The 20,414-nt window shown below is 33.2% G+C and carries 24 protein-coding genes; 9 read left to right on the plus strand and 15 right to left on the minus strand.

Annotated features, from left to right (window positions below; all coding sequences use genetic code 11):
• The first annotated feature begins 48 nt into the window (after nt 1-48).
• Nucleotides 49-804 (plus strand): 3'(2'),5'-bisphosphate nucleotidase CysQ, encoded by a 756-nt coding sequence (cysQ, locus tag CRN91_RS00645; protein WP_114114535.1) that lies wholly within the window; start codon nt 49-51, stop codon nt 802-804.
• Here the strand turns inward: cysQ and nadC are convergent.
• The 7 genes from nadC to nudE are packed head-to-tail and all read right to left on the minus strand — an operon-like array spanning nt 801 to nt 5,886.
• Nucleotides 801-1,625 (minus strand): carboxylating nicotinate-nucleotide diphosphorylase, encoded by an 825-nt coding sequence (gene nadC / locus CRN91_RS00650; protein WP_114114536.1) that lies wholly within the window; start codon nt 1,623-1,625, stop codon nt 801-803. The two genes, cysQ and nadC, sit on opposite strands and share 4 nt — an antisense overlap.
• Nucleotides 1,618-2,703 (minus strand): lipid-A-disaccharide synthase, encoded by a 1,086-nt coding sequence (lpxB, locus tag CRN91_RS00655; protein WP_114114537.1) that lies wholly within the window; start codon nt 2,701-2,703, stop codon nt 1,618-1,620. The genes nadC and lpxB overlap by 8 nt, the downstream gene beginning before the upstream one ends.
• A gap of 42 nt (nt 2,704-2,745) precedes the next feature.
• Complete coding sequence (gene yhbY / locus CRN91_RS00660; protein WP_114114538.1) at nt 2,746-3,045, minus strand: ribosome assembly RNA-binding protein YhbY; 300 nt, start codon at nt 3,043-3,045, stop codon at nt 2,746-2,748.
• Nucleotides 3,032-4,285 carry a diaminopimelate decarboxylase gene (gene lysA / locus CRN91_RS00665; RefSeq protein WP_114114539.1) on the minus strand — a complete coding sequence of 418 codons (1,254 nt, stop codon included), beginning with the start codon at nt 4,283-4,285 and terminating at the stop codon, nt 3,032-3,034. The genes yhbY and lysA overlap by 14 nt, the downstream gene beginning before the upstream one ends.
• 12 nt (nt 4,286-4,297) lie before the next feature.
• On the minus strand, nt 4,298-4,645 hold the full coding sequence (locus CRN91_RS00670) for an LptM family lipoprotein (RefSeq protein ID WP_114114540.1): 348 nt from the start codon (nt 4,643-4,645) through the stop codon (nt 4,298-4,300).
• A 33-nt stretch (nt 4,646-4,678) separates the two neighbouring features.
• Complete coding sequence (gene aat / locus CRN91_RS00675) at nt 4,679-5,338, minus strand: leucyl/phenylalanyl-tRNA--protein transferase (protein WP_114114541.1); 660 nt, start codon at nt 5,336-5,338, stop codon at nt 4,679-4,681.
• Nucleotides 5,335-5,886 carry an ADP compounds hydrolase NudE gene (gene nudE / locus CRN91_RS00680; protein WP_114114542.1) on the minus strand — a complete coding sequence of 184 codons (552 nt, stop codon included), beginning with the start codon at nt 5,884-5,886 and terminating at the stop codon, nt 5,335-5,337. The genes aat and nudE overlap by 4 nt, the downstream gene beginning before the upstream one ends.
• A 196-nt stretch (nt 5,887-6,082) precedes the next feature.
• On the opposite strand from nudE, the gene CRN91_RS00685 reads away from it, so the two are divergent.
• Both CRN91_RS00685 and CRN91_RS00690 read left to right on the plus strand, forming a co-directional pair.
• Nucleotides 6,083-7,405: an aspartate aminotransferase family protein gene (locus CRN91_RS00685; RefSeq protein WP_114114543.1), complete on the plus strand. Its 1,323-nt coding sequence runs from the start codon at nt 6,083-6,085 to the stop codon at nt 7,403-7,405.
• Nucleotides 7,406-7,407: 2 nt separating this feature from the next.
• Nucleotides 7,408-8,187: an NAD(P)-binding domain-containing protein gene (locus CRN91_RS00690; protein WP_114114544.1), complete on the plus strand. Its 780-nt coding sequence runs from the start codon at nt 7,408-7,410 to the stop codon at nt 8,185-8,187.
• Nucleotides 8,188-8,189: 2 nt separating this feature from the next.
• Here CRN91_RS00690 and CRN91_RS00695 read toward each other — a convergent pair whose 3' ends face one another.
• Together CRN91_RS00695 and CRN91_RS00700 are read right to left on the minus strand one after the other, a co-directional pair.
• Nucleotides 8,190-9,035 carry a phytanoyl-CoA dioxygenase family protein gene (locus CRN91_RS00695; protein WP_114114545.1) on the minus strand — a complete coding sequence of 282 codons (846 nt, stop codon included), beginning with the start codon at nt 9,033-9,035 and terminating at the stop codon, nt 8,190-8,192.
• A gap of 14 nt (nt 9,036-9,049) precedes the next feature.
• Nucleotides 9,050-9,934 (minus strand): NAD(P)-dependent oxidoreductase, encoded by an 885-nt coding sequence (locus CRN91_RS00700; RefSeq protein WP_114114546.1) that lies wholly within the window; start codon nt 9,932-9,934, stop codon nt 9,050-9,052.
• 128 nt (nt 9,935-10,062) lie between these two features.
• On the opposite strand from CRN91_RS00700, the gene CRN91_RS00705 reads away from it, so the two are divergent.
• A complete protein-coding gene (locus CRN91_RS00705; RefSeq protein ID WP_114114547.1) occupies nt 10,063-10,689 on the plus strand; it encodes a DNA-3-methyladenine glycosylase family protein in 627 nt (208 codons plus the stop codon).
• Here CRN91_RS00705 and leuB read toward each other — a convergent pair.
• Nucleotides 10,686-11,759: a 3-isopropylmalate dehydrogenase gene (gene leuB, locus CRN91_RS00710; protein WP_114114548.1), complete on the minus strand. Its 1,074-nt coding sequence runs from the start codon at nt 11,757-11,759 to the stop codon at nt 10,686-10,688. The two genes, CRN91_RS00705 and leuB, sit on opposite strands and share 4 nt — an antisense overlap.
• Nucleotides 11,760-11,901: 142 nt before the next feature.
• On the opposite strand from leuB, the gene cysS reads away from it, so the two are divergent.
• From cysS to adk, 4 genes are all read left to right on the plus strand, one after another.
• Nucleotides 11,902-13,290, plus strand: coding sequence for a cysteine--tRNA ligase (gene cysS, locus CRN91_RS00715; protein WP_114114549.1), 1,389 nt, complete (start codon nt 11,902-11,904; stop codon nt 13,288-13,290).
• Between the two features lie 12 nt (nt 13,291-13,302).
• Nucleotides 13,303-13,968, plus strand: coding sequence for a GMP/IMP nucleotidase (gene yrfG, locus CRN91_RS00720; RefSeq protein ID WP_254424947.1), 666 nt, complete (start codon nt 13,303-13,305; stop codon nt 13,966-13,968).
• A gap of 183 nt (nt 13,969-14,151) precedes the next feature.
• Nucleotides 14,152-15,396, plus strand: a complete 1,245-nt coding sequence (locus CRN91_RS00725) for a 6-phosphofructokinase (RefSeq protein ID WP_114114551.1) — start codon at nt 14,152-14,154, stop codon at nt 15,394-15,396.
• Between the two features lie 15 nt (nt 15,397-15,411).
• Nucleotides 15,412-16,065, plus strand: a complete 654-nt coding sequence (gene adk / locus CRN91_RS00730; RefSeq protein ID WP_114114552.1) for an adenylate kinase — start codon at nt 15,412-15,414, stop codon at nt 16,063-16,065.
• 13 nt (nt 16,066-16,078) lie between these two features.
• On the opposite strand, the gene lptA is transcribed toward adk, so the two are convergent.
• Nucleotides 16,079-16,564, minus strand: coding sequence for a lipopolysaccharide transport periplasmic protein LptA (gene lptA, locus CRN91_RS00735; RefSeq protein WP_114114553.1), 486 nt, complete (start codon nt 16,562-16,564; stop codon nt 16,079-16,081).
• Nucleotides 16,557-17,516 carry an LPS export ABC transporter periplasmic protein LptC gene (lptC, locus tag CRN91_RS00740; RefSeq protein ID WP_114114554.1) on the minus strand — a complete coding sequence of 320 codons (960 nt, stop codon included), beginning with the start codon at nt 17,514-17,516 and terminating at the stop codon, nt 16,557-16,559. Before lptC ends, lptA begins: the two co-directional genes overlap by 8 nt.
• A gap of 3 nt (nt 17,517-17,519) precedes the next feature.
• On the opposite strand from lptC, the gene thiE reads away from it, so the two are divergent.
• The gene (thiE, locus tag CRN91_RS00745; protein ID WP_114116035.1) at nt 17,520-18,092 is read left to right on the plus strand and encodes a thiamine phosphate synthase; all 573 of its coding nucleotides are present in this window, start codon (nt 17,520-17,522) and stop codon (nt 18,090-18,092) included.
• On the opposite strand, the gene cfa is transcribed toward thiE, so the two are convergent.
• The 3 genes from cfa to CRN91_RS00760 form a co-directional block, all read right to left on the minus strand.
• Nucleotides 18,082-19,218, minus strand: a complete 1,137-nt coding sequence (gene cfa, locus CRN91_RS00750; RefSeq protein WP_114114555.1) for a cyclopropane fatty acyl phospholipid synthase — start codon at nt 19,216-19,218, stop codon at nt 18,082-18,084. The genes thiE and cfa overlap by 11 nt on opposite strands.
• 82 nt (nt 19,219-19,300) lie before the next feature.
• Entirely contained in the window at nt 19,301-19,813 is a 513-nt protein-coding gene (locus CRN91_RS00755) for a disulfide bond formation protein B (protein ID WP_114114556.1), read from the minus strand.
• A 29-nt stretch (nt 19,814-19,842) separates the two neighbouring features.
• The gene (locus CRN91_RS00760; protein WP_114114557.1) at nt 19,843-20,412 is read right to left on the minus strand and encodes an HD domain-containing protein; all 570 of its coding nucleotides are present in this window, start codon (nt 20,410-20,412) and stop codon (nt 19,843-19,845) included.
• Between the last annotated feature and the right edge of the window lie 2 nt (nt 20,413-20,414).

The raw sequence follows: 20,414 nt of genomic DNA on the forward strand, positions 1-20,414 counted from the left end.
GATGTTAGTTGATTAAAAAAAAATCCTTATAAATGATATAATTAATTAATGGATTCGAAACTTCTTTCTCACCTTATAAGCATTGCTAATAATGCAGGTGAAGCCATCATGGATATTCATAAAAAACCCTCTAATTTTGAAATTAAATCTGACAACACTCCTGTAACTGAAGCAGATAAAGCCTCAAATCAAATAATATCTTCAGCTCTGGAAAAACTCACACCAAATATTCCAATACTTTCTGAGGAGTCAGCTGAAATTCCTTTCTCTGTTAGAAAAAAATGGAAAGAATATTGGCTGATTGACCCTTTAGATGGAACTCGAGATTTTATTGATGGTTCTCCTGATTTTTGTATTAGCATTGCACTAATTAAAAAGAACTATCCAAGCTTTGGCCTGATTTACTCTCCATTTAATAAAGTACTTTACTATCGCTTAACAGGTGAAAAATCTATTAAAAAATTTAATAATGTTTGTCAGGAACTAGTCACAAAAAAACCAAAGCGATGGGAAAATATTGTAGTTGGAAGATACTCCAATAATAATAAGGGTCTTAAAGATCACCTTAAACTTAGAACAAATTTTGAAACTTTTAAATTAGGAAGTGCACTTAAATTTTGTTTAATTGCAGAAGGCCTTTATCATTACTATCCAAAGTTTGGAAGGTGTTCAGAGTGGGACACTGCAGCTGGTGTTTATATTTTAGAGGGAGCAGGTGGTAAAGTTATTGATCTAAATAATAAACCTTTAACATACAACTCGAATGAAGATACACTTAGCCCATCCTTTATGGCTTTTTCTTAAAATGTAAAATTTAATGATAAATCAATTGAATTAATATCTTTTGTTATTGAGCCAATTGAAATATAATCAACACCAGTTTCAGCATAGTCAACGATATTATTCTCATTTATACCCCCAGAGGCCTCTAAGGGATAGAATCCCCTTGAAAGCTTAACTGCCTGGCTTAGTTCAGTAATAGAAAAGTTATCACAAAGTATTCTCATGATTCCATTTACTGAAAGAGCAGTTTGGAGCTGCTCAAGTGTTTCAACTTCAATAATGATTGGTTTGTTAGGATATTGTGAAGTAGCTTTTTTTAAGCACTTTTCAAGAGATCCAAATGCTAAGATATGATTTTCTTTCAACATAACACAATCATATAGTCCCATTCTATGATTTAGGCCACCACCACATTTAACAGCATATTTCTGTGCTTGTCTGAGGCCTGGTATTGTCTTACGAGTATCTAATAATTTTGCATTTGTATTACTTATTTTCTTTACGAGAAAACTTGTTTTAGTTGCAACAGCACTAAGTAATTGCAAAAAATTAAGAGCCGTTCTCTCAGCGGTAATTATTGCCTGAGAGTTGCCATAAATAGCACAAATGACTCCTCCTGGACTTACATTAGAGCCATCTTTTACCTTCCAATCTATCCTTATATTAGAATCAAGAGATGAGAAGCATAAATCAAAATATTCACGCCCACATATGATTGCTTTATCTCTACAAATTACTTCTGCACTTATAGTATTATTTGCAAGAAGGTTAGCTGATAAGTCCCCACTACCGATATCTTCATGAAGTGCGCTTTTAACTATTTGCTTAAGTTCGTTATTCATTTATAATCTTAATAACTGCATCAACAGACTTTGCGCTTGAGTTTTGATTTAAAAGACTATGAATTTTTCTTAGTTCAGAAACTATAGGTTGATTATCAGAGGTAATTAACTGCATAGCAATAGTAGAAATTTTTTGACCATTTACTTTATCCTGAATAAGTTCTGGAACAACTCCCTTTCCTAAAATTTTATTTGGTAGAGATATAAATTCGGTATTTAAAAGACGTTTAACAATCTGATAACTAATAAATGATAGTTTATAAATTACAATCATTGGAACACCAATTAACGCAACCTCCAAAGTTGCTGTTCCAGAAGCAACGATTACAAGGTCAGCTTTTTTTATTTTTTCATGAGCATCACCCACACTTAAATCAATATTAAAATCAAGAATTTTTCTTTCTACCCATTCCTTATGATGATCATTAGCAAGTGATATACTGAATTTTATTTCTGGATCATTTTGTCTCATTAAAACAACAGTTGAAACTAGCTCAGGCAATAATGTTTTAATTTCAGCCTCTCTTGATCCAGGCATTAGTAATACTTGTTTATTTGCCTTATAATTTTTACGAGGACTTAATCTTTCTGTTAATGGATGTCCAATGAATAAAGCTTTTTGATTATGTTTTCTATAAAAATCTACCTCAAATGGAAATAAACATAGCATTAAGTCGGTAGAAGCTTTAATTTTTTTGATTCGATTCGCTCGCCAAGCCCAAATAGAAGGACTCACAAGATGCATTGTTTTAATACCTAGCCGTCTTAACTCTCGCTCTACCTTAAAGTTAAAATCGGGAGAGTCAACACCAATAAAAATATCCGGCCTATTTGATGAGTAATGACTAATCATTGATTTTCTAAGACGTAAGACTTGAGGAAGTTTTTTTATTACTTCACTTAACCCCATAACATTAACCTCATCACTATGCCATAGACTCTTGCAGCCAGCCTCTATCATCTTATCTCCAGCCAAGCCCTCTATTTCATACTCAGGTTGATGTGCCTTTAATGATTTGACTAGTGATGCAGCGATAAGATCACCAGAGGTTTCTGCAGCACTAATCACAATTTTCATTTTATATAGGCATTAATAATGTTTGGTTTATAACTTTATTTTTTATTTTCTTGGCAAAATAATATCAGGATTATCTTCAAAAGGTCTATAAATAACTAATACTCCACCTATTACTTGAACTAATTCAGCCTTTGAAAGTACTAAAATTTTATCAACTATATTTTGCTTCTCTTCTCGATTACTAACTCTAAGTTTAATCTTAAGTAACTCATGCTTAAGCAATGTTGACGCTAACTCACTTAAAACTGATTCACTTAAACCATGCTGCCCAATCATCACAAATGGCTTTAGATCATGAGCCATTGAGCGTAAATATTTTTTCTGATTATTAGTTAATTTCATTTTTAAATATTAATTCGTTTTCAAAAAGTGACTCAATAGTTTCTCGTTTACGCACAATAGCGTGACTACTTTTATCAACCATTACCTCAGCAACTCTTGGCCTTGAGTTATAGTTAGAGCTCAAAACGAAACCGTAAGCACCAGCAGTCAATATTGCAATATAGTCCCCCTCCTCAAGATTAAGATCTCTATCTTTTGCTAAAAAATCAGTTGTCTCGCATACTGGTCCAACTATATCCCATATGGCTTTAATGCCTTTTTTATTCTCACTAACCTTAACTGCGTGATGATACGACCCATAAAGCGCAGGACGAAGCAGATCATTCATTGCACCATCTACAATAGCAAATGACTTTGAATTGTTTTGCTTTAAATGCTCAATTTTTGTCACAAAAATACCTGCATTACCAATTATTGACCGGCCTGGCTCTATCAATACCTGTAATCCACCAACCTTATCTAGAACTGATTGAATATATTTTTCAATGTTGATAGTTTTCTCATCATTATATTTAACTCCAACACCACCACCAATATCAATATGCCTTAAATTGATTTTTTCAACTTTAAGCTCTTCAATTAACTCTAACGCTTTATCTAAAGCCTCAATAAAAGGTATGACATCAGTAATTTGTGAACCAATATGATAATCAAGACCACATATATCAAGATGTGGAGAATTGCTTGCTTTTTTATATAAAGATAGGGCTATGTCAGCTCCAACTCCAAACTTATTTTCCGTTAATCCTGTAGAAATATATGGATGTGTCTTGGCATCAACATTAGGATTTACACGAATTGAAATAGGTGCTTTAATGCCAATATCATTAGCAACTGATTCAATTAAGTTTAACTCTGAAGCAGACTCTACATTAAAACAATAGATACCATATTCAAGAGCCTTTTGTATAGCGCCCTTTGTTTTGGCTACTCCAGAAAAAACACAAAGACTTGGCTTTCCACCAACTGCAATAACTCTTTCAAGCTCTCCAATTGAGACAACATCAAAACCAGATCCCAGATTTGCTAAAACATTTAGCACTGCTAAATTTGAATTTGCTTTTACTGCATAGCAAATTAGATGTGGATGCGAGCCAAAAGCTTTTTCAAGTTGATACCAGTTAAATTCTATTTGGTTTTTAGAATAAATATAAAGCGGTGACCCATACGCTTCCATTAAGTCTGAAACAGATACAGACTCAGCATGTAATACTTTGTTATGAAAATAAAATGAATTCAATTAATTATATGGCTAGTTGGAACTAGCCGTTGATTCTCCAGAATCTGGGCAACTGTCTGAATCAGGCGCTATAAGAATCTCTATCAATTCTTCTTTGTTTGCAAGATCCTTATCATAACTTGGTATATCAGGATTAAGTGCATCACTGCCACCAAATTCAATGTCAGTATAATGCCCAGAACTCACAGCCTTTAGTATTAATTCTTTATCAGAAAGTTTTGAAAGGCTTCTCTTTGAAGGCACTATCTCATCATAACATGGGACATAACCTTCCCAAGGAATTAAAGGGCCCATTCTTCCACAAGCAGCCAGAGTGAACAAAATTGATGCGATTATAGTTAATTTAAAAAGATTTTTCATATTGTCTTAAGTAGCCTTTACATAGGACTCATTTTACACAAAGGATTTAAGCTGTTGTATAAACAAATCTCGAGGCATTTTGAATGCCCCTAAACTCTCTAAATGTTGACTTTCAATTTGACAATCAATTAAGCAATATTTAGATTTTTGAAGAAGATGGGCAAAAGCTACTTTGGAAGCATTACTTTCTAACGAGAACATTGATTCACCAAAAAAAACTCTCCCTAAAGCTACCCCATAAAGCCCTCCTACTAGCTCATCATTCTTATAAACCTCATATGAGTGGGCATATCCTAACTCGTGGAGCTGACAATATGACTTCACCATTTCGTCATCAATCCATGTTCCAGACTGGCCTGGCCTTTTAACTGTTCGGCATTGTAAAATTACATCTTTAAAAGCCATATCTATGCACACTCGAAATTGAGAAGAAAGAAGTATTTTTTTTAGGCTTTTGGATACATGAAGCTTATCTGGTGTTATTACCATTCTTGGATTAGGAGAATACCAAAGAATAGGCTCCCCTTCTCCATACCAAGGAAATATACCATTTTCATATGCAAGCAACATTCTATCAATTGATAAATCACCCCCTATGGCTATTAAACCATTTGGCTCATTTAAGGCTGAATTTACGTTTGGGAATGGAGAGTCAGCTTTATTCAGCCAAAAATTAGATGGTATTTCAATCACCCTTTTCGGCTTTGAATAATATCTCTTACCATATACAAAGCAAGTATGCTTCTAGCTTCAGTAAGGTCCTGTTTATAAGTGAGCTCTTCAAGATCAGAAAGTTTGTGCTCAACAACTTCAAGTGGTTCAGGCTCATCACCATCTGCCTGCTCTTCATATAAGTCTTCAGCAAGAACAATATGAGTTTCACTTGATTGATACCCAGGAGCAAGAGTAATAGTTTTTAGGAAGGTTAATGTTTTAGCACCGTAGCCAATCTCTTCTTTCAATTCTCTTCCAGCAGCCTCTATAGGTGTTTCGCCCTTATCAATCTTTCCTTTAGTAAGTCCTAATTCATAACGATCAGTACCCCCAGAGTATTCATATATCATTAAAACAGTATCATCATTTAGCATTGGAATTACTAAAACAGCGCCATTGCCCCTTGAAACTAGCCTTTCATAAACTCTAGTAGAGCCATTTGAAAATTCAACATCCATTGATTCAAGATTAAAAATGCGACTCTGAGCAACAGTATGTATATTTTTAAGTTTTGGTTTTTTTCGCATAATAATATTATGTCATTGGATTAGGCTCTCTTAAAGTAAAATTAATTTAAATAATTATTAATCTTGCAATAAGATTGGAAATGTTAACATATAGTTAATATATTTTAACAGTCATTAAAAAATCTCTAAATAGACTTTTTTAAAGATATAAAAACACATTAATCATAAAATATATTTCCTTTAGGAGTTTATATAAATGTCAAAAAATACATCAGAAAGCCTCTTTGAAAGAGGATCAAAAGTTCTAGTAGAAGGTGTTTCATCTGCATCTAGAGGTCCCGCTGCATTTGGTACAACCCCTAGATATATGTCACATGGAGAAGGCTCTAGATTATACGACGTAGATGGAAGGGAGTACATAGATTGGATGATGGCATTTGGAGCCCTTCCATTAGGTCATGCACATCCAAAAATTATTGAAACTGTTACAAAAGAAATTGCGCGGGGTAGTCATTTTGCAACCGCATTAGAAGTAGAGGTAGAAGTTGCCGAAATTTTAGTAAATTTACTTCCTCATGTTGACAAAGTAAGATTTGCCAACACAGGAACAGAGGCTGCAATGGCAGCTATTAGACTTGCACGAGGCCATACTGGTCGAAGAAAAATCATAAAATTTGAGGGTCATTATCATGGATGGTGGGACGCTGTATTAATTAATAGTAACCCTCAGCCAATTACTGCATTGGGACACCCTAACTCTCCAATAAGAATTCCAGATAGTTCTGGAATGACAGAAGAAAGCTGGATGGATACCATTGTTGTTCCATGGAATGACTTAGATACATTAGAAAGAGCAATGGCATTACATGGTCATGATACTGCTTGTGTTGTAACTGAAGGAGTTATGTCTAATATGGGAGTCATAGCACCAAAACCAGGATATCTTAATAGAATTGAAGAGCTTTGTAATAAGCATGGTGCTTTATTTTATTTAGATGAAACTGTTACTGGATTCAGAGTAGCTGCGGGAGGCTGTGCTGAACTTTATGGTTTAAAGCCTGATATTGTTACCTATGGTAAAGCTTTAGGTGGAGGGGTTCCAATGGCTGCTATAGGTGGGTCTCATGAAATAATGTCAGGACTAGAATGGGGGAAAGTTTTACATTTTGGAACACATAATGCAGGGCGATTAGCACTCCATATATGTAAAACTATGCTTACAACTATGTTGGAAGATAATCAAGCAGGTTTTGTAAAAATCAAAGATCTTGGTATTAAACTTACAGAAGAAATCCAGTCTATTTCTAGAAAAAATACTAAACATAAGATGGTATGTCAGGGCGTAAACTCTATGTTTCAAATATTTTTTACAGACCAAAAGGAAATATCTAATTACCGTGACTTTTGCAGAAGTGTTGACAGGGTAAAATTTCGTGATTTTGCGTTAAAACTTTTTGATAAAGGTATTTATATGAATCCTTCAGCTACCTTGCATTCTCTCTCTTCAATTATTCATAATGAAAAAGATATTGAGGTAACTGCTAGAGCAATAGCTGAAACACTTGATGAAATGCCATAAAAATGATTCAAGAAAAAAAGGTAATTGGAATACTAGGGACTGGCCAGCTTGCTCAATTTATTATCACTGGAATTAATAAGGTAAATGCTCCATATAATTTCATATTGTCACCAAGATCATATGACAGAACATTAAAATTAAAAAATCTATTTGATTTAGAGATTGCAGAAAGTAATCAGGATTTATTAGACAAGTGTGAGATGGTATTTATTTGCTTACCAGCAAAAAATTCACTTTTGATCTTAAGTGATCTAAGTTTTAGAAAAGAAAATACCATTTTGTCTGCTATGGCAGGAATTACTAGAGAAGAACTTCTTAAAATAACTAATTCTAAGTTTGTCCATACTTCAATGATGCCAGGTTATGCTAATGCATCTAATAAGGGCCCCAGTCTTTTGTTTCCTAAAGATCCTGAATGGCAAAAATTTTTATCTTTTTTAGGCCCTGTTTTTCAGTGTGAAAATGAAAAAGAATTTAATGTTGCAGCAGTTATTGGAGCAGTTTCAGGAGCTAGTTTCGTTCTTTTTGAAACCCTATCTAAATGGTTTGCAGATAATAATTTATCATCAAAATTTTCTCAAAAGCTTCTTTTAGAGACTCTTCGAGGTAATATTGATATTGCATTAGAAAGTGATGAGGATTTAAGTGAAATTATTAGTAAAGTTTCAACTCCTGGGGGTATTACTGAAACCTTGGTAAATCAATTAGATAAACAAGAGGCATTATCATCTTGGAAAAAAGGTATGGATATTATTCTAAAAAATAATATATTAAGAAAATAAATCTACTTGTAATTCTTCCACAAGATTGGGAAAAAACTTTCATTTAGCTCATCAGTATTATTCATTTTATACTTGCGATATATTCGTCCAGTTCCCCCAAAGTTACTTGGATGAAATTTAGCATCATCTGGAACACAGTGAGCTACTATTGCTCTTCTATGATTCTGAGAATTATTTAAACCAGAACCATGCCAAGTTAAACCATGATGAAATGAAACTCCTCCAGCAGCAATAGCTACTGGAGTAATATCTAATGTTTTATTATTATTTTTTGCATAAGTTTTTAATTCTTTTTTATAGTCATCTGGAGCATTAAAAGATTCTGAGGGGGGGCATAAATCCCATTTATGGGAACCATTTACAAATTCTAGAGTACCATTTTCCAAATTAGTATCATCTAATGGAATCCAGCATGTAACCATTGTCTGAGGAATTATCCAGTCATCATAAGATGCATCTTGATGAAATAAAAGTGACTTTCCTTTGGGAGGCTTCCATAAAACATTGTCTTGCAATAATCTTGCACCCTTCCATCCCATTAGTTTTGAAACACATTCACCAATAATAGGGTTACATACCAATTGCTTAATAAGATTATCTGATTTCCAAGCATTACATATTTGACGAGTTACATCATTTGCATCCTTTCCAAACTTCCAGTTCCATTCATCTGGCTCAATACCAGTTTCAAACTCACCTTTAAAAAGAGGTTCAATTCTCTTTCTTAGTTCTTCTAAATATTCTAAATCAATAAATTTATCTAGAGTTAAAAAACCATTTTTATTGAAACTCTCTACAAGATCTTCATTAAGAGAGATGTTTATAATTTTAGGATTAATAGTCTCCATATGTTAAATATGATTTATTTATTAGTCTCTTCAAACATCATTAGAGCAGAAGTATCACTATAAGTATGTCCTTTATCCATTAAATTAACATATCTATCATAAACGTCTTGAGTCAATGATAAATTAGTTTTGTTGCCCTTTGCTTGATCTATGCAATATCCCAGATCTTTTACCATCCACTTAATAGCAAAACCAAAATCAAACTCTCTTTTGTGCATTGTTGAACCTCTATTAACCATTTGCCATGATTGTGCAGCTCCCCCAGATATAGCTGAAAGTAGCTTATCTATATCAAGATTTTCAGATTCAGCAAAAAGAAGGCCTTCTGATAAACCTTGCAATATGCCAGCAATGCAAATTTGGTTTACCATCTTTGCTAATTGACCAGATCCAGAATTACCCATTAAAGTTATGCTCTTAGAATAGGTCTTAATAATTGAGTCACATGATTCAAGGATATCAGCATCTCCTCCTACCATAACACTTAAAGCACCATTTATAGCTCCAGCCTCCCCTCCACTCACTGGAGCATCAATAAAAGCAATATCTTTAGATTTAAGGGATTCATTTAAATGCTGGGCTAATTTAAAAGATGTAGTAGTATGATCAATAAAGATTGATCCTTTTTTAAGATATTGGAACATACCCTCATCAGAAAAAACAATTTCCATCATGTCTTCATCTCTTCCAGTGCAAGTAAGGACTACATCGGCATTTTTTACAGCATCCTTCATTGAACTTGCAATAACTCCCTCATACTCATCTGCCCATTTAGAGGATTTTTCTGAAGAACGATTGAAAACACAAACATTAAAAAGCCCTGACTTAGATAAATGGCCAGCCATTGGGTATCCCATTGTTCCTAGTCCAATAAAGGTTACATTTTTTTTAGTACTCATAATATTTCCTGAATTATTGTTAATAAAATTAATAGTGATTATACGAGAATGTCTTCTATACTAGTTTGCTGGAAAGCAAATTAAACATATTTTTTCTCCATTTTCATAATTTTATTCTTTTTTTTAAAATGTCTAATCCTTATTATTGGCAAGAATCTATAGATTATTTAACTAAGATTGATCCTCAACTTAGCAAAATTTTCAAAGAATATAGTGAGTATGGTATCTCATCCCGAGGTGAGGCACTAGAGACTCTTATGCGCTCTATTGTTGGTCAGCAAATATCAATCCAAGCAGCCGCAAGCGTCTGGAGTAAATTAGCTAAACTAATTGGAAATATTAATCCAGATAAGGTTCTTTCTGCGAGCTTTGAAGACTTAAAGTCCTGTGGACTATCTAAACAAAAAACTCAATATATTATAAATATTGCAGAACATTTTAAAACTAAGAAAATTACTAATCACTCATATTGGGATGAGCGCTCCTACCAAACCATATATGATGAACTTATCACTATCAAAGGGATTGGTCCGTGGACTGCAGAAATGTTTGGTATGTTTTACTTATTAGAGAAAGATATTTTTCCAATTAAAGACATAGGAATCATTAGAGCAATGAATCAAGTGTATGGAAATGAGGGTGAAGCATTAGATTTAAATGAAATTATCAAGATTGCAGATAAATGGAAACCCTATAGATCAGTAGCTTGTTGGTTTTTATGGAGATCAATAGATGGCGAAGAGGTTTCTTACTAGCTCTCCAATGCCTCTACTATCAAGTCACCCATTTCCATAGTTCCAACAACCTTGTCGCCCTCAAAGGCAATATCTGCTGTTCTATATCCTTTATCAAGCACTTTAATAACTGCTATATCTATTTTTTTAGCTAACTCTTCTTGATTCAGTGAATATCTTAACATCATGGAGACTGATAGAATTGTTGCTAAAGGATTTGCAATATCTTTGCCAGAAATATCTGGAGCTGAGCCATGAATAGGCTCATACATTCCATAATTATTTTTGTTTAAAGAGGCCGATGGCAACATGCCAATTGAGCCAGTTAGCATTGCTGCACAATCAGATAATACGTCACCAAAAAGATTACTAGTTACAATAACATCAAATTGCTTTGGATCTTTTACTAGTTGCATCGCTGCATTATCAACGTACAAGTGAGACAGAGTGACATCAGGATAGTCTTTTGAAACCTCCTCCATAACTTCTCTCCAAAGTTCACAAACCTCAAGAACGTTAGCCTTATCAACGGAACAAACATGTTTTCCTCTTTTTTGAGCTATTTGAAAAGCCGAATGTCCAATACGGGCAATTTCTGATTCATAATAAGTTGCAGAATTAATGCCAAAACGCTCACCATCTTTTATTTCAACCCCTCTAGGTTTACCAAAATAAATACCTCCAACAAGCTCCCGGACTATCATTAAATCTAAACCTGATACAATTTCACTTTTAAGACTTGACGCATTTGCTAGCTGAGGATAAAGAATGGCTGGCCTTAAATTAGAAAATAAATCGAGCTCAGATCTTATACCTAGAAGTCCTCGTTCTGGTCGTAAATTACGCTCCAATGACTCCCATTTTGGGCCTCCAACGGCACCTAATAAAATTGAGTCGCAGTTCTTAGCTAGCTTAATAGTTTCATCAGGTAAGGGTGATCCAGTTTCATCATAAGCAGCTCCCCCAATAAGTCCATCTTCAAGACTCATGCCCATATCATTATTATCATTCAATGAATTAATTACCTTAATGGCCTGAGCAACGATTTCCTTACCAATCCCATCACCAGGAAGTATTAATATTTTTGACATCTAATTATTGGTATTCTAGTTTCATTAAACATATATTATACAATTTGTATATATTAAACAAAGACCAAACTTACTCAATTGAACTTTATCAAAATCATTTCTATTAAATATTAATTAAGACAAACCAGTATAAAATATTGTCATGCTAAAAATTTATAACACACTTACTAACCAGAAAGAAGTATTCAAACCCATTGATCCTAGTAAGGTTGGAATTTATGTATGTGGAATGACTGTTTATGATTTTTGTCATATGGGTCATGCCAGAGTATTGGTTATGTTTGATGTTATAACCAGACATCTTAGACGAAACTTTAAAGATGTTAAATATATAAGAAATATTACTGATATAGATGACAAGATAATTAGTAGAGCGATTGAAAATAACGAAGATATCTTTTCACTTACAAAGCGATTCATTGATGCCATGCATGAAGATGAAATTGCCCTTGGTGTTATTAGTCCAGATATTGAACCAAAAGCAACAGATTCAATAGAACAAATGATTAATATGATTGAACTACTTATAAAGAATAGGCTTGCTTACCAAGGCAAAAATGGTGATGTATTCTATTCTGTTAGAAAGTTTAAAAATTATGGCAAGCTATCAGGTAAAAATTTAGATGATTTAGAATCAGGTGCGCGTGTCGATATTGAAAGCAATAAAGAGGATCCTCTCGACTTTGTTTTATGGAAAATGGCTAAGCCTAATGAACCTAAATGGCCCTCTCCATGGGGAGATGGCAGACCTGGATGGCATATTGAATGCTCAGCAATGTCAACCCATTTTATAGATGATCATTTTGATATTCATGGTGGTGGAATGGATCTCACATTTCCTCATCATGAAAATGAGATAGCCCAGTCTGAAGGTGCTACTGGATGTAAATTTGTTAACACTTGGATGCATGTTGGCTTTGTAAATATTAATGATGAGAAAATGAGTAAATCTCTTAATAATTTTTTTACTATTCGTGATATTCTTGGAAAGTATGATGGTGAAACTCTTCGATATTTTTTAATTAGTAGTCATTACCGTTCTCCATTAAATTTTAGTAGTACTAATATTGATAGTGCAAAATCTGCTTTAAAAAGGCTTTATACAGCTACAAGAGGTCTTTCAGATAATGTTGGTATTAATTATGTTTCAAATAATAATTTGGATTATGAAGATAGATTTAACTCAGCGTTGAATGATGATTTTAATACTCCTATTGCGATAAGTATCTTATTCGAAATAGCTAAACAAATTAATGTTGAACGCTTAAATAATCTTAAAAAAGCCAATGCCTTATCCCAACTTCTGAAAAAATTAGCAAACTTTCTAGGTATTCTTGAATATGATGCTGATGAGTACTTAAAACAAGGATCAGAGTTATCAGAAAATGAAATCTTAAATAAGATCAGTAAAAGAGAACAAGCAAGATTATCAAAAGATTTTGCTATGTCAGATCAAGTACGAGATGAACTTCTGGAGTTTGGAATTATCCTTGAGGATACTGTAGATGGAACTACTTGGCGCAGAAGATAAATGAGCTCTAATGTGAATTGGAATAAAATTGAATCTATCCTACTTGATTTGGATGGAACTCTCTTAGATTTAAATTTTGATCTTCATTTTTGGCTAGAATACATTCCAAAAGTCTACTCCGAAAAACATAATATTAGTTTTCAAGATGCAAAAAAAATAATAGTTTCAAGGATTGAGTCTCAAGAAGGCAAACTAACCTGGTATTGCCTAGACTTCTGGGAGGAGAATCTTGAACTCGATATTATGAAATTAAAAAAAGATATTTCATATCTTATTCAAGTTCATAAATATGTCTTAGATTTTTTAAATGCAGCTAAAGAAAACAAAAAACAAATCTTCTTAGTTACTAATGCTCATCGAAAAGGAATTGATTTAAAGATGGAGGCCTCTGGCCTTCAGAGCTACTTTGATAAAATTATTTCTTCACATGACTTTGGTTCTCCAAAACAAGATCAGAAATTTTGGATAGAGCTAGCTAATACTATTGATTTTGATAAAGATAGAAGTATATTTTTTGATGATTCACTTGATGTTCTTGAGGCTGCCTCTAAATTTAGGATTAAAAACATAGTTGCAATAAATAAACCCAGTACTAAACTAGATAAAAAGAATATCCCTGGATTTATAAATATTGAAAATTTCTCTGAGGTTATGACTTTTAATTCAATTACTAATTAACTAAAAGTATAGATTCTTGATGCATTTTGACAAATGATTGGTATAAATTAAAATAAAAATTTTATTTAGTCTTAAAAAAATTAATTTAATTAAACTAAGCTTTAGAATATTTCTAAAGGACTTTTATCGTCAAATGTTATAATATTTAGTCTTAAATCTCTTAATAATAAACACTTACATATTATGAAAAATGCTTTTTATGCTCAATCTGGAGGTGTAACTGCTGTAATAAATGCTTCAGCATGTGCTGTCATAGAAACAGCTCGAAAATATCCAGACAAAATTAGTAAAGTGTTAGCTGGTGAAAATGGAATTATAGGTGCTTTAACAGAAAATCTTATTGATACGTCTCTTGAATCTGCAGCAGATATAACTGCTTTAAATCACACTCCATCTGGTGCGTTTGGTTCTTGTCGATATAAAATGAAATCTCTAGAGTCAAATAGAAGGGAATATGAGCGTCTAATTGATGTTTTTAAAGCACATGATATTGGATATTTTTTTTATAATGGTGGTGGAGATTCAGCTGATACATGCTTAAAAATTTCTCAACTATCAGAAAGTATGGGGTTCCCAATTCAGGCAATACATATTCCTAAAACTGTAGATAATGACCTCCCAGTGACAGATAATTGTCCTGGATTTGGTTCTGTTGCAAAATATATTGCCGTATCGACTTTGGAGGCAAGTCTTGATGTTGCATCGATGGCTGCTTCATCTACTAAAATATTTGTTCTTGAGGTGATGGGACGCCATGCGGGATGGATTGCTGCAGCTGGAGGCCTTGTTGACTCAACTATTCCTATTGTTATTCTATTCCCTGAAATTGAATTTAACGAAAAAGCATTCCTTGCAAAGGTAGATAAAAATGTTAAGGATTATGGCTATTGTACTATTGTTGTGTCTGAGGGAACAAAATGGCCTAATGGAAAATTCTTAGCAGAACAAGAAACTAGAGATGATTTTGGTCATGCTCAACTTGGTGGAGCTGCACCTGTTGTTGCCAATATAGTTAAAAAATCTTTAGGTTATAAGTTTCATTGGGCTGTTGCTGACTATTTACAACGTTCTGCAAGACATCTAGCTTCTAATGAAGATGTTAAGCAAGCATACGCCCTTGGGAAGGCTGCTGTTGAAATGGCTATTGAAGGCAAGAATGCTATTATGCCAGCAATTATTAGAACTTCTAATAATCCATATGAATGGGAAATTGGTTATGGAGAATTAAAAGATATTGCAAATGTTGAAAAAATGATGCCTGAGAATTACATTTCAAAGGATGGTTTTTCAATTACAAATGAATGTCGTGAATATTTACTTCCACTTATTGAAGGTGAGAATTATCCACCGTATAATAATGGATTGCCTGAGTATGTTGTTTTAAAGAAATCAAAAGTAAATAAAAAATTACCGCCCTTTAAAATTTAGGAGTTAGTCCCTTTTATGAACGTTATTTTATTAGGTCCACCTGGTGCAGGAAAGGGCACTCAAGCATCCCATATTTGTGAAAAATTTAACATTCCTCAAATATCCACTGGTGATATGCTACGAGCAGCTGTAAATGAGGGTTCACCTATTGGTATTAAGGCTAAGAAGATTATTGATGCAGGGAATCTTGTTTCTGATGAAATTATTATTGCATTAGTTAAAGACAGAATTCAGTCGCCTGACTGCAAAAATGGCTACTTACTTGATGGTTTTCCAAGAACTATCCCACAGGCTGACTCTCTTAAATTAGAGGGCATTCACATTAATTATGTAGTTGAAGTTAAAGTCCCAGACGATGATATTGTTATAAGAATGTCAGGTCGACGAGTTCATTTAGCTTCTGGAAGAACTTATCATATCGTTTTTAATCCACCAAATGAAATAGGGAAAGATGATTTAACAGGTGAAGACTTAATTCAGAGAGTTGATGATAGTGAGGATATTGTCAGGGGACGCTTAAAAATCTATCATAAGCAAACTGAGCCTTTAGTAAAGTATTACAGCAATGATGCTAATGATGATAAAACAGTTACAAAATTTATTGCTTTAGATGGAGTGGGCACTCTTAATGAAGTTAAAGAGCGCATTACCTCTGCACTTGCAAGTTAATTACCCTAAAGTACTATAGAGCAATTTTAAATTTCACTCTTTCAGTACCATCCTCAGAGCCTTTAACAATCACCTTATCATTATTTATATCATAACTTAATGAGTCACCACTAAATGAATCAAAACCTTGGATCAAGTATGCATTACCAACCAAAAAAACCATCCCTTCATTAACATCGTACGTAATTAAATCTGCAGTAGCCTCAATAAAACGAGCTTGAGTCTCTTGACTTTGAATAAATTTCGCTGGCTTATCAGGAGCGCCTTTTGCAATCACTGTTTCAACTCCATCACTATTATTTTGAACTTGAATAAGCTCTGCTGTAATCAATAGTGATCCTTGTCTTACTTCAGCAGCTCCTAAAAACTCATTAAAGCCTGAAGTTTCATCAACTATTACTGAATTTGCTTCAATTTCTATAGGTTGTTTGGCATCTTCAGGTAAAGCAATTGCAAAGGTTGTAAAAAACAAGGCAAACAATAAAATAATTTTATTCATAAACAGCAAAAACCTTTCCCGTTAATTCGAGTCTTTTTGAAGCAGCATCATAATACATTTGTTTAGATTTTATTTCACTATTACCTGATTGGAAATGACTTGGCTCGTTAGATTTAAAAAATTCACCACCATTTGAGCGATCTACTACAAGGTTTGATGTCTTAATTTTACTACCTGAGGAGGGATTTAGGATTTCTACTTGGCCCAAAAAGTTCATTAAATTTTGATTCGCATCCATATCAAAGCCTTTTTCAGAATTTACTCTATTACCAGTTGATTGAAAACTAGTTTTACCCTTACTATTATATTTCTTTTGACCATTAGTATGACTAATATAGAGATCTGTTGTGTCAACTCTTGTATCTGACGTTTGCAAGATCTGAACCTCTCCCTTTAGAAACATTGTATTACTATCAATGTCCATCTCCATCTCTTGAGCATTAATTTTTGAATTTTCACCTAAATAAGTTATCTTTTTATTACTCTTAATTTTACCATTATTTGAAAACACAATTAATGACTCAGTATCAAGCTCATGAGAAATACCACTTTTAGTTTTAATATTAACCTCACCATTAAAAGATATCACTCGTGATTCGAGCATCTCAGCCTGATTTGATTTTAATACAATCCCCTCTTGTCCAGATTCATTAAATGTTTTAACTTCAACATTAAGGAGCTGAATTGGAGAGTTTTTATAACTATAGTAAGTTTCTGCTTTAATGGTACGTAATAAAATTAGCTTTTCAGAATACTCTTTAATTATAAAGTTATCAATTTTTTCAAGATATGCAATCTCTTTATCCATCAGATTAGTGCTAGATGATTGATCTATTTTTTTTTGAAAAACTAAAAGCTTTAAATAATTATTTTGAAATAACCATATACTAACTACCAAGACTATAATAGCTATTATTAATGATTGAATCTTCTTAGATTTAAAAAATGTCATATTATGTTAAATCAAAAAATACAAGGTTTATATGGAATTACACCTAATAAAGATTTGAATATTAGTCTTATTAAAAATGTAATCAAAAAACATAAAGTCAATATACTTCAATATCGACATAAAACTCAAGATGAAAAAATAAAGCTAGAAGAAGCAAAATATTTGCTTACACTATGCAAAGAACATAATACTTTATTTCTTGTCAATGATGATATTAACCTATGCGAGAAAGTTGGAGCTGATGGAGTTCACTTAGGTAAAAATGATATTGAAATAAGCCTTGCAAGAAAACAACTTGGTGAAAAATTTATAATTGGAGTATCTTGCTATAATAATCCAGAACGAGCAATAGAGGCTCAAGATATTGGTGCTAATTATGTTGCTTTTGGATCAATTTTTAACTCTAAAACCAAGCCAAGTGCCCCTCATTGTTCACTTTCAATAATTGAAAATATTAAAAATGAAATAAATATACCTATTGTTGGAATTGGAGGTATTACATTTGAAAATCAAAAATATGCTTATGCTGCTGGTTGTGATTCTGTAGCAATGCTTGAGGGTCTCTTTAATTATTAAATCTAGGATTATTTTTATAGTTATAACCTCCCTTCACACCATTTTTTGACATTACGAGTTGCCATAATTGATTTCTTCTTGAGCGAAAAGTTCCTGCACACATCAACAGATAATATTCCCACATTCGCTTAAACCTTTCATCGTAGTTTCCCGTTAAACTATCGAAATTTTTTTGAAAATTCTCATTCCAAGACATTAATGTTGTGTCATAGTCCTGTCCAAAATTATGCCAATCTTCAACAACAAAAAAACCTTGTAAAGCTTCACTAATCTGACTTGAGGAGGGCGTCATCCCATTAGGAAAAATATATTTATTAGTCCATGGGTCAGTTGAGAAACCTGGTGTATTTCTCCCTATTGTATGCAACAAAAATAACCCATCATCTGTTAAGCATCGATTTGCAACATTCATAAATGTTTTGTAATTTTTATATCCCACATGTTCAAACATACCTATAGAAACTATTGCATCATATTTTGCATCTAGATCTCGATAATCCTTTAACTCAAACGATGTTTTCAACCCTTCACAAGATTTCTTCGCAAAATTCATTTGCTGTTTTGATACAGTAACACCATGAACAGTAACACCATATTTTTCAGCAGCAAACTTTGCAAATCCACCCCATCCACATCCAATTTCGAGGACATTCATTCCAGGCTCAAGGTGAAGTTTCCTACAAACTAAATCCAGCTTATTTATTTGAGCTTGCTCTAAACTGCTGGCATTTCTCCAATAACCACAGGAATAATTCATCCTTTCGTCAAGCATAAGTGAAAATAAATCATTGCCAATGTCATAATGCTCTTTACCTACGATATAGGCTCTTTTTTTAGATTGCGCATTAAAAATGTAGGCTTTAATAACGTGAGAGAAAAATGCAGGATTTTTTACTTTAACTTGTTTATCTATCTGGCCACTTAATAACTTGTCACTGAACTGATCTAGTGCTTGACAATCCCACCAACCATCCATATAACTTTCACCTAAAGCTAATGAACCCCCACTAATTGCCCGTGCATAAAAAAACTCGTTATGAATTTGTGGATCACATGGACGCGAACCATTGATATTGATGTCAACAGAATCAAATAGTTTTTTTACAGTTTCTTTAAAATTAGCCAAATCTTAAAAATTACTCTACCCAATTGGTAAATAATCTTACCACATAAGTAATTATTTTGGAAATCGTCCTAATTTTTTAGATTTAAGAAATTGTGCTAGACTTTCTAATAGCTAAAATGCTTAATATAAAAATTACCACAAACCATATTAATGACCAACCCGCCATACTAAGGCCTAGAAACTTCCAAGGAATTTCAGCACAGTTCCCATCACCCATAAATAAAGCATTAAGAACATCAGCAAATGGAAAAACATCAATGATGTATTCAAGTGGTGGACCACATAATGGCACCTCATCTTCAGGCAATCCCTGGAGCCAAACTTGACGACCTGAAATCCATATTCCTGCAACTGCAGCTAATGAAATAAATACTGAATAAAAACGACTATATGAAGGCTTTGGGTTATTTAGAAAGGCAATAAAAGCTGAAATGCCAATTACACAATAGAAGAATTGTTGGGTTATACAGAGAGTACAAGCTTCTAAACCCAAAATTTTCATACTATAAGCGGCATAGCCAAGAAGAGAGCCAACTAGTATAAAAATAATTAAGTGTATTTGTCTTGGTAAAAGCTGAAGTAAAAAATTAATCATTTTTAGTAAGTTAATTTATCCATAAGATATCATACAAGTTTTTCTGGTTCCTTGAACTTTGGTCTTGAAAAAAAATCATTAATCATAGGAACAAAAAATTCGAGGGTCTTTGATTTGTAACTTGGATCAAAACAATTCTGATCATATTCATGACAGAATTTTATTGCATCTTGATACCATGGACTGTCAATAAATAATTCTCTAGCATTTCTATCTCCACCAGAATGATGGGCATAATAGTACATCTGAAAAATACCATGATGTTTTACAATCCAATAAATTTTTTCTGATACAAAAGGTCGAAGTATTGCAGCTGCCATTTCTGAATGGGAGTAGGGAGCTAGGCCATCTCCAATATCGTGAAATAAAATTGCAATTACCATTTCCAAATCTTCACCAGCATAGTGAGCTCTTGTAGCGCCTTGTAAACTATGCTCTAGTCGACTAATTTGATAACCAGAAAAACTTGAATTGAGACCCCTAAGCGAAGCAATTAAGCGGCTAGGAAGTTCTAAATTAAATTCACTTTCAAGGCCATTTAGAAAGGCGTACTCCTCAGCAGTCCCATTTTCCATACTTTTAAAGCTAACTTTTTTCATAA

This window comes from Candidatus Thioglobus sp. NP1 (assembly GCF_003326015.1).
GTDB classification, from domain to species: domain Bacteria; phylum Pseudomonadota; class Gammaproteobacteria; order PS1; family Pseudothioglobaceae; genus Pseudothioglobus; species Pseudothioglobus singularis_A.